Source organism: Sporocytophaga myxococcoides (genome assembly GCF_000775915.1).
Classification (GTDB): domain Bacteria; phylum Bacteroidota; class Bacteroidia; order Cytophagales; family Cytophagaceae; genus Sporocytophaga; species Sporocytophaga myxococcoides_A.
Genome location: NZ_BBLT01000009.1, coordinates 144,328 through 159,820 on the forward strand (window position 1 = coordinate 144,328; position 15,493 = coordinate 159,820).

Here is a 15,493-nt window from a genome sequence, read left to right on the forward strand (position 1 = left end):
GGAACCCTATGGAATATGAAGCTCCCTTCCATATGATGAGCTTATAGAATCAGTGTTCTCAAGGAATATCTTCCATGATTTCTTTTCAGACCGAATTCAGGAAAAATGTTGCCTAACCAATAACTGCAAGACTATCGAGACGGGATCTGCCTTAATTACCAGTTTCGGATTAAATATAAAAATTTTTCAGTCAGACTATGGAGATGGTGTAAATCCTGCTTATTATGCATAGACAAAGAAGGCAAAATATATCTCCAGTCATTATTTCTGGTTCTATTATTACCTGATGAGGAGTACCTAATATAAATTTCGTAGTAATTAAAGAAATATTAAAGTGCATAACAACTTACTACTTATACTCAGTCTTTTATTTGCAGTTTTTCTCCTTGTGATGTTGGCACAAAAGATGAAAATCGCCTATCCAATATTTCTTGTACTGGCAGGGCTAGTCATAAGTTTTATTCCAGGTATTCCTATCATTAAGTTAAAACCAGATCTTGTCTTTTTAATTTTCCTGCCACCTTTGCTTTATGAAGCGGCCTGGTATACTTCCTGGAAAGACTTCTGGAAATGGAAACGTCCTATCACGCTGCTTGCTTTCGGACTTGTGTTTTTTACCAGCACACTTGTGGCTTACTTTTCAAGCAGTATAATTCCCAGCTTTACTCTAGCATTAGGCTTTCTGCTGGGAGGCATCATATCTCCTCCTGATGCAGTGGCCGCAACGACTGTATTAAAAGGTCTGGAAGTACCTAGGAGAGTGTTAACCACTCTTGAAGGGGAAAGTCTAGTAAATGATGCTTCATCACTGATTGTTTTCCGCTTCGCACTTGCAGCCATACTTACAGGCACCTTTTCATTTCAGGCCGCTGCCGGCCAATTCATTATAGTTGCTACTATGGGTGTTGTGGTGGGTCTTGCTGGTGCTCATTTAATGTATGCCATACATCGTTTTCTACCTACAACACCTGCAATTGATGTGGCATTGACAGTAATGACACCCTACATTCTGTTCCTTACAGCAGAACAATTTCACTATTCCGGAGTAATGGCTGTAGTGAGCGGCGGGCTCTTTTTATCCTTCCGATCTCATAAAGTTTTCAGCACTGCCACTACACGTATCAATATGCTTGGTGTTTGGACAACCATGATATTTGTGATGAACGCTGTTGTATTTATTCTGATAGGCCTCGAACTGCCCGAGATCATCAATGGATTGGGGGAATATTCAATTGCTCAAGGAATAAAATATGGCTTATTAATTAGTGGCATTATCATATTGCTCAGATTTCTGTGGGTATTTCCGGCAACTCATATACCTCGATGGCTTAGTGCAGAAGTGCGTAAAGAGCCCAATCCGGGTTGGAAGAACCCGTTAGTCATCAGTTGGGCTGGAATGCGTGGAGTGGTATCCCTCGCAACTGCGTTGTCTATCCCAATGCTTATGAATGATGGTACTCCTTTCCCACATCGCAATCTGATTATCTTTATCACTTTCATAACGATACTTATCACACTTGTTGTTCAAGGACTTACACTGCCATTGATCATTAAACTCATCAATATAAAAGAAATTGAGGAGATCATACCAGAAGATGAACAACAGACTGGAATAAATTTAAGATTATCTAGTGTTGCCCTTAGCCGCCTACGTGATAAATATGCTTTGGAAATACACGAAAACGAATTGGTAACTATTTTGAAAGCAAATCTTGAACATGAGATAGCTTCCTCGCAACAAAGACTTGCCTCTTTAGAATGCGATACAACTCAAATTGAAAAAGTAGAAGATTATCGTAAAATCCTGTTAGATATCTATGCTGCTCAACGCATAGAACTCTTTCAACTACGGAAAGAAAAATACTTCAGTGATAAAGAAATAAGAAAAGCAGAATTACAACTGGATTTAAATGAAATGAAAATCCGCGGCATACCAAGTTAAATTCAGTAATTCTTACCAACCCTTAACTGAACTTCTATATAAAGCAAGAGACCTGTAAGTTATACAGATCTTTTGCTTTAAAAGAATAACTTTCATGAAGTTCGAGCAAGTTCCTTTCTCAATGGTACATCCTGAACAGACAAATAGGTTGCCGACCTCCATAGCCACTCTATTGGACCATAATGGAATCTGCTCATCCACCATTTGCTGAAATATATCTGAATCACAAAGAATAGGACACCTAATAGGAAACTATAAAAGAAACCAATAGTATCATACAATCCAGCTCCATATCCATAGATGAGAGGAACCCAAACTAATGATTGCATAACATAAGTTGTCAGGCTCATTCTTCCTGTGTATTTAAGTATGTCAAGCCCCTTATTAATCGCTTCAACCTGATAAAGCAAAACAAAACCAGTAAAGATAATCACCACAAATGCGAAGTTTGCATAAGAAGACAATATGATCGTCCATGCTTCAACAATAACCTTATCTGCAGCAATTTCAGGCAGATAGAAGCGGTTAAAAATATATAACGGAAGGAATAAAACAGATGCAGTGACTAATGCAATTTTACAATGTTTTTTATAATTTTCGATTGTCCTGAAAAATCCACTTCTTCCTATAACGATGCCAAGCATAAACAAACCCAGTGTCTGAAATACCCTGCCATACAAAAACATAAATAACCATTTGGATTTTTGTGCTTCATAAATATTAAATGAAATTACATCGGTAAAGCTTCCTTTTGAAAAAACAGGAGTGCTGGACTTAAAGATTGCATCCATTGTAGTGAGTAACGGATTTCGTTGGAATTCATGATTAATAATCTTGCTTAGAGCTATTAAAACAAACGGTATTTGCAAAAGGAAAAAAATCGCAAGAACAATCAAAGCCTTTGATGGTAATTTATCTAATACTACCAAAACAAACCCCATAACAAAGAAAAAGGTGAGGATATCGCCTGAATATATCATACTATGAAACCATCCTATCACACCTAAAACGATAAGCCTCCAGAGAAAACGTCCTTTAAAATCTATTCCCTTATCCGTCTGCCTTTTCATCTGGATAAAAAAGCTTAATCCAAAAAGAAAGGCGAATAGCGCGTATGCTTTTCCTGCAAAAAGAAAATAAACAATCTCATTAATACATTTATCCAACGATTTTATGATCTCGGATTGTGATTCCGGAAATTGAAACAATTCAAAATGCTCTTGCATGTGAACGGAGAAAAGTCCGAACAAAGCAATGCCTCTTAATACATCAATAACTTCAAGCCGGTCTGTAGGCTTTTTTAAAATGGGCAATTCCATAGATTCAATCTCGTTAGATTTAGGTTAGGTTTAAATTAAATTAGCTGAATTAGTCGACTTTGTAAAAGGTGCAATTAATTCATTAAAACCACTAAACTTAGATAAGAAAAAATCGTAAAAAGCGATTCTAAACTAATCTAATTCACCTTGCATACTTACAGAAAAATAACGATCCAGACCACTGAAAAACAAACATTTACATTATTTAACCGAAATTAACTTCCCGGATAATACCTAAAGCTGACTTTCAGGGCATTCTGAGAAATTACATATTAATGGATGAGTGTCTTAATAAAATTCCCCTCTGATAATATTCATCACCTAGTCCACAATAAGAACTGCCACAAATCAACTTTATTTTGATCCATTTCTAAAAGTGACGTAAAAATTAAACTATATTATTAACCCTAACTGCTATTTTTTTTAGTAAAGCTTATTTGTCAGAAGCATGGTTTTGGTGGAAAAAATATGAAATTCTGTTAAATCCAGAAGAATACATTTACTTTCTATAAAACGAAGGGCATGGAAGTCTTTTATATTTAGTTTTTTTCTTCCCTTTTGAATCATCTTCACCAAATATGTAAATCAAAGAAATTTCATGAGCACCACCAGTTCTTTTGTTAAGTCTTGATACAACATAATCATAACTATAGCAAAAACTAAATCCATTAAATGCCACACCAATAAGGCCTATAATTGCCTCTGCATTGTTCAAACCAGACTCGTAGCGTTTTACAGGCAAGCCTCTATACCATATTCCGAACTGCAGAGGCTCCAGTAAAAAATTCACACCAAGATCCAATTGATCAAATTTTCCCTGTGTTTTATAAAGAATTGATGGTGTTAAGGATTTTTCCTTGTATTTGATCCTTGTAGATCTGCCTCTCTCGCTGCTGGCTATCGGGATCCTCGCTCCTGCATGAAAGTTCAATTCAGAAGGTAATCTGCTGTCATCATCTAAAAAAGATTGGCGTGGCCTGTTTATGTGATGGTAGGCAAATCCAAACCAAAATACTTCTGAATACAGCACTCCGCCTGAAGAAAAATCAAAATAATTTCTTTTTGATAAATTCAATGGCTCGGACGTCCCCCCTATAAATCCGTTGTCATCATACTGATCAGGGAAAATAACTTTGGAATAATCAATACTTTGCTGCACATAAGTAGCCTGCAATCCTGGAATCAATGTCCAGGTTTCATTCAACCTGATATGGTAAGAATAAAAACCTGATATCTCTGTCGATTTAAGTTTTGATGTACCCTCTTTATTCTGCATTACCATCAATCCTACTCCACTTGAATACCTGGAGAAAAAATGATCGAAAGATGCTGCGTAGGTTATGAAAGGTTTACCGGCAGTAGGCCACTGATTTCTATAATTAAGTATAGCCCTTGAAGAGTGGCTTGTTCCGGTCAATGCAGGATTTAAATACAATGGTGCATTGTAAAACTGAGAAAACTGTACATCCTGTGCATATGAATTATATGCATTAATGATCAAAATAAACAAAACTAACTGTATTGGAATCTTCATTTAATAAATCAAACCTTATTGCCTCTGTTTAGTTTTTCTTTTATTATAAATTCTTTTATGCTTCCAGGAATTGTTGACTATAAAGGAGGCAAAGGATGACAGGTTCTGTCTATCTCATAATCAGAAAGATAAACATCATTCTCTCTGAATTACATAAAACTTAATATTGGTTTCCAGAAAGAATATTGGGATTATAAATTATCGAAGGGATGAGAAGAGTATTATTATTATTAATATTCATTTGCACACAATTGATTAATATTGCTCCTGCAAATGCTCAGTGTATTCCTGCCAATGCGGGATTTACCTATAAAGATACATGCTATAGTAATTTAACCCAATTCACTGGCATTGGGGTTGGTGATACCACCTCCTGGAGCTGGGACTTTGGAGACCCTACTTCCGGGAGACAAAATACTGCATTTGGCGCTTATCCTACTCATACGTTTTCACAGACAAATACAACTTATACTGTTACATTCTCATTCACTGACACTTGTGGAAATCCTGCCAATATTACCAAAAACATTTTAATCCAAAACAACCCAAATCCTCCCCTAACATTAAACCTAAAAGATACAGTTGTCTGTGATGCCCCATACCCCATTGATGCAGGGATACCAGGCTTAACTTATCAATGGTCGGATGGTGACACAACTCAGATTGATACACTTATGAGTGCAGGAAAATATTGGGTAAAGGTTTATCAGAATGGTTGTTATACATCAGACACAGTGACTGTTCGTTTTTGGGGACAGGGAAACAAAGGAGATTATAACTGGCAATTCGGAAATAATGCAGGATTAAACTTCAATGACAATCCTCCATCTGTAACCAATACAAACGCCAATCGCACAAATGGCGGAAGCGCTTCCATATCAGACCCTTCTGGAAACCTATTATTCTATACAGATGGGATAAATATCTATACCAATGACAATAAAATAATGCAGGGAGGTACAGGATTAAAAGGCAACTCAGACTCCTCTCAATCTGCTATAATTGTACCTGATCCTCGAGCAAATAATATCTACTATGTTTTCACAGTAAACCCTTCAACCGGATTAAGTTATACTACCGTTGATTTATCTTTTAACAAAGGAAAAGGACGAGTTACCAACATCAATGTTCCCCTTTATAATCCGGTTGCAAATAAAATATCAGGGATGAAAGATGAGCAGGGTAACTTTTGGGTTGTTGCACATGAACTTAATTCAAATAATTTTATATCATATAAAATCGGAAATAACGGTTTCTCTCCAACTCCTGTTATTTCTTCTACAGGTGCTGTGCAGACAAATGGACAGGGTTATATGAAGTTTTCGAAAGATGGAACCAAAGTAGCTATTGCTTTGAGTGAACAAAACAGAGTTGAGATATATGATTTCAATACAAACACAGGTGAATTGACCATCAGCGATACTATTACCAATGTTACACTTCCATTTGGTCTGGAATTTTCAGATGATAATAATAAACTATATGTAAGCACTAATGGTGATGGTCACCTTTATCAATATGATCTGACAAAAGCAACGTCCACTGAAATTGAAAATTCTCAGGTTACAATCAGTACTGACCCTTCTGCTTCCTATGAAGCTCTGCAATTAGGACCTGACGGAAAAATCTATGTTGCTTTAAAAGGCTCTGGAAGCGGTTTTCTTGGAGTTATTAATGATCCTACACTGGACAGTACGGATGTGGACTATCAGCACAAGTCAATAGACCTTGGAACAGAAAGCAATACTGGTCTGCCTAATTTTGTAGCCAACTACTTTAATACATCTGACTGGAATATTGCTTATGCAGATACCTGTTCTGGTTCCATAACTCTATTTCAGGCAAATGCCCCTGATACCGTATTTACCTGGACGTGGAATTTTGGTGATGGACAAACAGGAACCGGGCAAACTACCACACATACATATCCCGGCCCTGGAACATATAATGTATCTGTAAGGGCAATATATGCATGTGGAGATACAACAATGTTAAGAACATTGACAATTGTAGAGACGCCTCCGGCACCGCAAATTAAAGATACCACTATTTGTGATGCAATTACCTACAAACTAGATGCAACACTAAGCGGTTCAGGCTTATCTTACTTATGGAATACGGGATCTACATCTTCTTTTATTAATACTGATACTTCCGGAACATTTACAGTGGAAGTCAGCAGAGCAGGATGCATAAACACTGCTACAGCAACAGTTACTTTCGCACCTGTTAACTCATTTGACTTAGGCACTGATAAAACATTATGTACAGGAGACTCCATTCAACTAGATGCAGGGAATCCGGGATTGACACATTCATGGTCAACGGGAGCTACTTTGCAAACTATAGTGGTGAAAACTTCCGGAACATACTCAGTAACAGTAAGCAATGGTGGCTTATGTCAAAAGTCAGATCAGATAAATATTACTTTTATCACCCCTCCTATAGTTTCATTAGGTCCTGATACCACCTATTGTCAAGGTTCCAGTCCTGTATTAGATGCAGGAGTAGTGCCTTCAGGCTTTCAATATAAATGGTCATCAGGCGAAATTAATCGCCAGATACACCCAACAATATCAGGAACCTACATCGTATCTGTATACAAAGATCAATGTCAGGGAAGCGATACAATCAAAATAGAATTTGAGGCGGCTCCGAATATTAGTTTAAATCCAGTATTTGGATTATGCAGCGAAAACGGAGACTCCGTCATTCTTGATGGAGGAACAGCCAATAGTTACCTTTGGCTTCCTTCTGGTCAGACTACACAGTCGATAACAGTATTTACAGCAGGTCTATATTCCTTAACAGCTAAAAGCGAACATGGGTGTGAAAGTACTGCAAGTGCCTTAGTTCAGGACATCTGTGAAGCCAGAGTCTTTATTCCAAATATTTTTTCTCCTAATGGAGATGGGAATAACGACGAATTCAAAATTTCAGGAGCTAATCTCATTTCCTATAGACTTGAAATATTCGATCAGTGGGGAGAATTGATCTTTGTTTCAGATTCTATGTCCAATTCCTGGAACGGAGAATATAAAGGAAAAACAGTTCAGGAAGGTGCCTATATTTGGAAGCTCACATATGCAGGAGAAAGCATAGGCGGATCTAAAAGCCAGACTAAAACAGGAGATGTAACAGTAATTAGATAATAAAAAACTATTTATCTCAATTATTAACTTTGCCGCTATTTATGTGTTAGGAATGAATCATTTTTAATTACTAAAATTTAACAAATGCAAATAGAAAGCTTTATTGATAAAGGATTGGCACAACTTACCTACGCAATAATAAGTGAAGGAGAAATAGCCCTTATTGATCCAGCAAGAGATCCATCACCTTTTATTCAATTAGAGGTTAAACACAATGCCAAAATCAAAGCTGTCATTGAAACCCATCCTCATGCTGACTTCATCAGCAGTCATGCAGAATTTTTGATGCATCAGGTAAAAGTTTATACGAGCAAATTATCAGATGTTAATTATGAGCACACAACTTTTGATGATGGTGATGAGCTTAAAATCGGAACAATAAAATTAAAAGCAATGAATACTCCAGGCCACTCTCCTGACAGCATATCAGTATTGCTTGAAGACGAAACAGGTAATCCTTATGCGATATTTACCGGAGACACGCTTTTTATAGGAGATGTGGGAAGGCCTGATTTGAGGAAAACATCCGAAGACAGTACCACCTTAAAAGAAAAACTGGCAGGTAAATTATATCATTCTCTTCACAACAAAATTTTAAAACTACCTGATCACACAATCATATATCCAGCGCATGGTCCTGGCTCTCTTTGCGGAAAATCTATGAGCGAAAATCTTTCCGACACATTGGGGAATCAAAAAAAAGAGAATTATGCCCTTCAACCCATGAGTGAGTCCGAGTTTATAAAACTAATTCTGGATAATCAGCCATTTATCCCCAAATATTTTTCATACGATGTAATCATTAACAAACTTGGAGCTCCCAAACTGAGTGAAAGCCTTGATAAAGTAAATTATTTAAATAGCATCAATGAAATTCCGAATGGTTCTTTAATTGTAGATACAAGAAGTTCTGACCAATTTAAGACTGGACATAATAAAGAAGCTATTAATATTCCTGACGGGACAAAATTTGAAACATGGTTAGGCTCCATCATCAATCCTGATGAAACATTTTATCTTATAGCAAATGACAATGGTGCACTTAGAAATTTACTTTATAAAACTGCTAAGATAGGATACGAATCTAAAATATCTGGGGTCCTGGTCATTCAAGAACCTTCAGGTAGCAAATCAGAAAAAATAGATGCTGAAGAAGTGATTAAAGCAGAAGATCAATATACTATTGTAGATGTGAGAGATGTAAATGAAGTATCATCACAAAAAATATTTTCAAACTCCATAAACATTCCTCTTAATAAGCTTAGAGAAAATATTCAATTGATCCCATCAGGAAAACCTGTTGCTGTGCACTGCTCAGGAGGATACCGGTCAGCTATTGCCAGCAGTTTACTTGAGCATGCCCAAGTTCACAAAGTTTATGATATAAGCGAAAGTATAAAATCGATTGAGGAGCTACAAAAAAATACATAAAGTAAAAATTATAAAATAAAGTAGAATAAGAGCGGGTGTTTATCCCACTCTTTAGCCTACATAGATTTAAATTCAAAAGGGATTTCTACAAGCTCGGAAAATTCTTGACCTGCCTCTTTCATATCTTCATCATCAGAGAAATGATACCAGATAATTTTGGCACCTTGTATTTTTTCAAACTTTGTTAAAATATCCAATATTAATTTAGAAGATGCGGTATTAAAATATTCAAGTTTAACCTGAAGATTGGTTGCTGGATTGGATTGATCCTTATATGCTTCGATCCAGCTTAACACTGGCTTAAAAAATCCGGCAGCATCTTCCGGAAGTGATCTACCGGAAATTTCAAATACTCCTTTAGATTTGTCTAATGTAACAGAAGGAGTATCTTCAGTTCCGCTTATATTCAAAATATCCATAATTATAGAAAGATTATCAAATAGGGTTAAATAAGAAAAAGGATTTATTTACTCGCTGATTCTTGCAATTTTAGATTTGAAAGAAAAGAAAGAATATTCAGAATCTACCTTCTCAAAATTATACTCGAGCTTCTGTCCTGATTTTCTTGCAATATCAACAAATCCCAATCCTGCACCACCTTTATCTGACATTTCATTATTTTGAATTAATTCCTTATAGAAATTCTTCAAACCATCTTTATCAAGGCTATTGATCTTTTCAAGTTTTTCGGATAAACCCTGAATATCCTTATTGGCGATCATGTTACCTGAAGTAATGATATAGCAGTCCTCTTCGGAACCAATCATAAAAATAGCTTTTCTTTCATTTGGCACAGAAAGAGCTTCTGAATGTTTGCAGATATTCTGAAGGCATTCAACCATTACATTGAATACTTTTCTTTTAATATTGCTTTCCTCACCTTTGGAATCAAGTTTTTTCTCGGCCATGGATAATACGGCCTTTGTTATTTCCTGGGTAAACTCCCCTTCATATACAAGTATGATATTTTCTTCTACCATAGTTTTGTGAATATTATAAATATAATTCATACGTCGTTAGTTTCTACTTTAATTTAAACTCTATAAATAATTATTAAAATTTAACTCCAATTAAAAGAACATCATCTGTCTGTTTATGCTCACCTTTCCATGATTCAAACTCAAAGTTTAAAGCATCGTGTATTGCATCCATAGATTTATCTTTATTATTCATGATAGCATCTTTGATCTTCACAGTACCAAGTTTTCTGTTTTGAGGTCCGCCAAACTGATCAGGGAACCCATCAGAGAAGAAGAAAATCATATCACCTGTTTTCATCTTAATTTTATGGTTGGTAAACTGAGTCTGATTTTTATAGACTCCCCCACCAATAGCCCATTTATCCCCTTTATATTCTGTTAATTCCCCATCAGATACATGATATAAAGATCTGTGAGCACCGGCGTACTCTACGATTTTCTTGGACAAATTTATTTTACAGAATGCAATATCCATTCCATCCTTGATATTCTCCTCATTAGTGTCTTTGATAAGTGTTTCGTTAACCTTTCTGTCAAACTCATCCAGAATAGCCCCTGAATTTAAACCTGAGCACATTTCCACAATATTATTAAGTTGGAAATATCCCACAAGAGACAACATAGCTCCAGGTACGCCATGCCCAGTGCAATCAACTACAGAAATAAACACAGAGTCATCTTTTTCCATATACCAAGGGAAGTCACCACTTACAATATCTCTTGGTTTGTATAGTATAAATGCTCCAGGAAGGGTTTTCTGAATTGATTTACTATCCGGAATAATCGCATTCTGAATTCTTTTTGAATAGGTAATACTTTCATGTATGCTTCTGTTCTTGGCCTGAATCTCCCTTTCTATAAGCTTCATCTCTGTAATATCATGAGAGACCACCAGTACGGACTCCAGATTATTTTCATTATATTCTGGAATTGCGTTGATCTGCATTACTCTTTCACCGATATGTGAATTATAATTCGTTTCAAGGTGAAGCTTGTTTTCGGTACTGATTACATTCTGAAGAATCTCTTTCCATACACCTACAATTCCATTTTGAGAACTAACAGTTTCCAGAGATTGATTCATAAATTCCGAAGGTTTTAAACCTGTATAGTTTTCAATGACAGGGTTTGTATAAGTAATAACTCCATCACAGTTCAATCGAGTAATAAGATCCGGAGAGTTTTCTGAAAGTGCCTGCATATTTTTCCTCATACGTTCTTCCATCTCTGCCTTCCTCTTCACTGTAATATCGCGTGAATTAAGAATAATACCACCTACAGCGCTGTCTGATAAAAGATTTTTACCTGTTGCTTCAAGCCATATCAATTCACCATTATCTTTTATAAACCTATATTGAATTGTAATAGATTTTTCCGGATCAGCAAGAAGTTCATCAAACATAGCTTTATATGCCATTCTGTCTTCTTCATATATGTGTGCTTCATCTTTCTTATTTACAAGGTCAGATGAATCAATACCTAAGATCCTTTTTACAGATGGACTCACATACCTTAAAACCATATTCTTCTCATAGATTGCAATTACCTCAGAAGCGTTTTCAAGCAATGACTGCATTCTTTTCTGAGTTTTATTTACCTCTTCAATCTGCTCTTCCAGTTTTTCATTGGATAACTGAAGATCTTCCTGAGTCGCTCTCATCTCTTCAGCATTTTGTCTCAACTCTTCTTGTTGCTGCTGGAGTTCTGCACTCATCTTCTGAGATTGCTCAAGATGCCTTTGAGTGCGCTCATTCACATGAATGTTAAAGATAGTTCTTGCTAAGATTGGGCCTACCTCCTCTATAAATCTGACTTCGTTTTTAGAAAACTTCTTTAAAGAAGCAAACTCTACCACACCATAAGTTAACTCTTCAGTAATCAGAGGAACAATAAGGATTGAATCCGGTTTTTTGTCAATAATTAATCCGGAAGTTATAGAACAATAGTCTTGAGGAATTTCAGTTCTGAAAATGGTTGCCCCTTCAATCGCAGCCTGGCCAACCAGTCCTTCTCCCATCTTAAATTTTGCAGTTTTATATTTTTTTCTATTATAAGCATAGAGATTTTTCATCACTATTGCCTTCTTAAAATCATTTTCATCATCGTCTTCTATCACATAAAAAGCACCCTGAATTGCACCGATCTTTCCTATAAGATACTTTATTACGTCGTAGCTAAGGAGATCTATAGAGTTATGCTTACGTAATATTTCACCTACTTCGGCAATACCATTAACAATCCAATTTCTTTCTTTCTCTCTGATCTCTGCACTTATAAGGTTTTTCTGCATATTCAGAAGAGAGTTTCCTAATACATCGTTTTCACTTGCTGGTTTGAATTGTGTATTTAAATTACCTTCACCAATTGTATGAGCAAAGTGTGCAGTGTGTTTTAATGATCTGACGATATTATTTGTAATCGAAGCCATCTCCCCAATTTCATCACCAGAGTTAATGTTAATTTCATTCGCTAGAATACCTTCTTCTGTAAGCTTAAGATATTCTTTCAATGAAATTATAGGTTGAGTAAGATATCTTACGAGATAAAACGAAAGACCTATAGTAACTAAAACAACAAACAGAGAAGCCGCAATCAAATACAAGCGTGAATCGTCCGAAAATTCCTCCACAACTTTTCCGCCGGTTTCAGTCCCGGAAATTAATTTGGCAAATACTGAATACTGAATATAAGAAATCAACAATAATGCAGCTGCCACCAAGGAAGTAGTGAATACTACTATCTTGCTGCCTAAACTTAATTTTATTTTATTGAACATAAGATCTACTTTCAAATAATTAATTATACTGAGTCTCGAGTGCCAAAAAATCACCCAGTAACATGGTTAGATTTTGAATGAGGTTTTTATCATTTTCAGTGGCCTTCTTCAACAGGGAAATCTCCCAGACTCCAATAATTTCTTCATTCATGAGCAAAGGTAAAATCATAACATCCACAGACTTGGTCGTTCCTAACCCGGAAAAAGGTATCATATAGCTTTCTTTAAGATCGTCAATCACCAAAGTCTTACCTTCTTTGGCTACTAACCCTACCAGTCCTTCTCCCACAGAAAATTCAAGATCATTTGATGAGTCTAATGGCAAAGCATATGAAGAGTACCTTTTTAATTTATTTTCTTCCTGATCTTTAAAAAATAATACAGACTGTCCGGCATTAATTTTATTACATATAAAAGATAAAGCCTTATCCATTTTATCCTTACCATCGATTTTACTATTCGTGATAGTATCAATTTCTTTCTTTACTTCACTGACAATATTGGACTGATCCTGCCTTGCAATTTCTTCTTCCTTATCAACAATAAACTCATTCTTAAGTCTGTCTACATATACAATTTCTTTAAATGACTTGGTATTAAGTAAAACATAGTTCAGAATTGTACTTATAATACCTGCTGCGAGAGTTATATAAAAAATTGAAAGGATATTATTATTAACTCCTGAAAACCTGCTAAATAAGATAATTGAGTAAACAACCAAACCTATAAACAATAAATTCGCCAGAGCATGTACTTTAGATAAAATCATTTTCATAGCTGCGTCACTTTATTTAATTCTATTAAAAACTTTATAATTTCTTCTACCTTCATTACATGATCTATTTTTGTTACACTCATAGCTGCCTTTGGCATTGTGTCTATCACGCTTTCCTCGGGATCCTGAATGATGGTCATACCACCATAATCTTTAACTTTTTTCATTCCCAAAGCTCCATCTTTATTTGCTCCAGTTAATAAAATTCCGATAAGTTTCTCCTTATAAACGTATGCACAGGTCTCAAAGGTTATATCTATTGCAGGTCTTGAATTATTTACCATTTCTTCTGTGGATAAAGAAATGTAATTGCCCAATTCAATATTCATATGATAATTAGCTGGTGCCAGATATATTTTCCCTTTTTTGATAGGTTCATTATGATCGGGCTCTTTTACTTCCTTTATGCTTTTTATAGATAGAGCTTCTATAAGGCCATTTCTTATATGTTTTAGCCTATGACAGCATATAAAGATTGGTAACGAAAAATCTTCCGGAAGCTTGTTTAATATTTTGCATAAAACCTGAAAACTTCCAGCTGATCCTCCTATAACTATAGCTTTATATTTTCTGTTTAGATCCACATCTTTCATTGCCGGATTATACTTTATTCTTTCTAAAAATTCTTTCTTCTGGACCAAGCATTGTATACTTAGAAGCTACTTCAGACCATTCGACTGTTTCTCTTGATCCCAGTATTAGAAGGCCAGACATATTTAGTGACTGATGAAATTTTTTTAATATATCATTCTGCAATTGCGGGTTATGATAAATAAGAATATTCCTGCATAAAATCATATCAACAGAACCATTATACATATCTTTAACAAGATTTATCTCTTTAAATTTTATCTTACTCAATAGATCTTTGTTAAGCTTAAAATTATCGCCCTCTGGCATAAAGTAATTGGCTAACTCTCCTTTAAAACCTGTCTTAATAAAATTACTTGTATTAAGCTCCATGCTTTTACCAGGAATCAATCCTGATTGCGCTTTATCAATTATCCCAGTATTAAAATCAGTTGAAATTACTTCGGCTTTATTCAGCAGATTTAAGTCATTCAATAATATCATTAAGGAAAATACCTCCTCACCCGAAGAACATCCCACTTGCCATATTTTGAGATTTTGTGATAGATTCTGTTCTTGTAGCACCTTCCTTAAATATTTCCAGAAAGACGGATCTCTGAACAATTCTGTTACATTTACTGAAACTTCTGTGAATAAATCATTCTTTTTTATTTCTCCGGATATTATTTTATTAACCAGATTTTCAACAGAGCCCAGGCGTTTTATTTCTATAAAACGTTGGATTCTTCTCTTGAAAGAAGCTGAAGAATAATTTGAAAAATCGTAATCAAACCTTTCTGTAATTGTCTGAATTAGCTTTCTAAGCTCATTTATTCCTATTTCCGGAGCTGTTTGCATTTGCTTTATGAGAAAAATTTCATTCGGAGGATACTAACGGAATGCATGAAAAGATAGTTGGGATAAATTTTAAACAAAAATCCACATTCTTCATTTTTAATCGGCAAAACCTTGAAATCTGTCAACAAATTGGAATATTACTCCTACTGACAAAAA

At 35.4% G+C, this 15,493-nt stretch carries 11 protein-coding genes; 3 read left to right on the forward strand and 8 right to left on the reverse strand.

All coding sequences use genetic code 11. The annotated features are described in order from the left end of the window. Nucleotides 1-334 precede the first annotated feature (334 nt). Nucleotides 335-1,942: a Na+/H+ antiporter gene (locus MYP_RS19225; RefSeq protein WP_045467189.1), complete on the forward strand. Its 1,608-nt coding sequence runs from the start codon at nucleotides 335-337 to the stop codon at nucleotides 1,940-1,942. Between the two features lie 92 nt (nucleotides 1,943-2,034). On the opposite strand, the gene MYP_RS19230 is transcribed toward MYP_RS19225, so the two are convergent. Further along, the gene (locus tag MYP_RS19230) at nucleotides 2,035-3,261 is read right to left on the reverse strand and encodes a DUF418 domain-containing protein (protein ID WP_045467192.1); all 1,227 of its coding nucleotides are present in this window, start codon (nucleotides 3,259-3,261) and stop codon (nucleotides 2,035-2,037) included. 499 nt (nucleotides 3,262-3,760) lie between these two features. Next, a complete protein-coding gene (locus MYP_RS19235; RefSeq protein ID WP_045467194.1) occupies nucleotides 3,761-4,795 on the reverse strand; it encodes a PorP/SprF family type IX secretion system membrane protein in 1,035 nt (344 codons plus the stop codon). Nucleotides 4,796-5,004: 209 nt separating this feature from the next. On the opposite strand from MYP_RS19235, the gene MYP_RS19240 reads away from it, so the two are divergent. Further along, entirely contained in the window at nucleotides 5,005-7,947 is a 2,943-nt protein-coding gene (locus tag MYP_RS19240; protein WP_045467196.1) for a T9SS C-terminal target domain-containing protein, read from the forward strand. Between the two features lie 84 nt (nucleotides 7,948-8,031). Then, the gene (locus tag MYP_RS19245) at nucleotides 8,032-9,378 is read left to right on the forward strand and encodes an MBL fold metallo-hydrolase (protein ID WP_045467198.1); all 1,347 of its coding nucleotides are present in this window, start codon (nucleotides 8,032-8,034) and stop codon (nucleotides 9,376-9,378) included. A gap of 56 nt (nucleotides 9,379-9,434) precedes the next feature. Here the strand turns inward: MYP_RS19245 and MYP_RS19250 are convergent, their stop codons facing one another. The 6 genes from MYP_RS19250 to MYP_RS19275 are packed head-to-tail and all read right to left on the reverse strand — an operon-like array spanning nucleotide 9,435 to nucleotide 15,337. Further along, nucleotides 9,435-9,797, reverse strand: a complete 363-nt coding sequence (locus MYP_RS19250) for a DUF1987 domain-containing protein (RefSeq protein ID WP_045467201.1) — start codon at nucleotides 9,795-9,797, stop codon at nucleotides 9,435-9,437. A gap of 48 nt (nucleotides 9,798-9,845) precedes the next feature. Then, on the reverse strand, nucleotides 9,846-10,388 hold the full coding sequence (locus tag MYP_RS19255) for a SiaB family protein kinase (protein WP_045467203.1): 543 nt from the start codon (nucleotides 10,386-10,388) through the stop codon (nucleotides 9,846-9,848). 43 nt (nucleotides 10,389-10,431) lie between these two features. Next, nucleotides 10,432-13,134: a PAS domain S-box protein gene (locus MYP_RS19260; protein ID WP_156140742.1), complete on the reverse strand. Its 2,703-nt coding sequence runs from the start codon at nucleotides 13,132-13,134 to the stop codon at nucleotides 10,432-10,434. 19 nt (nucleotides 13,135-13,153) lie between these two features. Further along, the gene (locus MYP_RS19265; RefSeq protein WP_045467205.1) at nucleotides 13,154-13,909 is read right to left on the reverse strand and encodes a GAF domain-containing protein; all 756 of its coding nucleotides are present in this window, start codon (nucleotides 13,907-13,909) and stop codon (nucleotides 13,154-13,156) included. Further along, entirely contained in the window at nucleotides 13,906-14,502 is a 597-nt protein-coding gene (locus MYP_RS19270; protein ID WP_045467378.1) for a chemotaxis protein CheB, read from the reverse strand. The genes MYP_RS19265 and MYP_RS19270 overlap by 4 nt, the downstream gene beginning before the upstream one ends. 7 nt (nucleotides 14,503-14,509) lie before the next feature. Further along, a complete protein-coding gene (locus MYP_RS19275) occupies nucleotides 14,510-15,337 on the reverse strand; it encodes a CheR family methyltransferase (RefSeq protein ID WP_045467208.1) in 828 nt (275 codons plus the stop codon). Nucleotides 15,338-15,493: the final 156 nt, after the last annotated feature.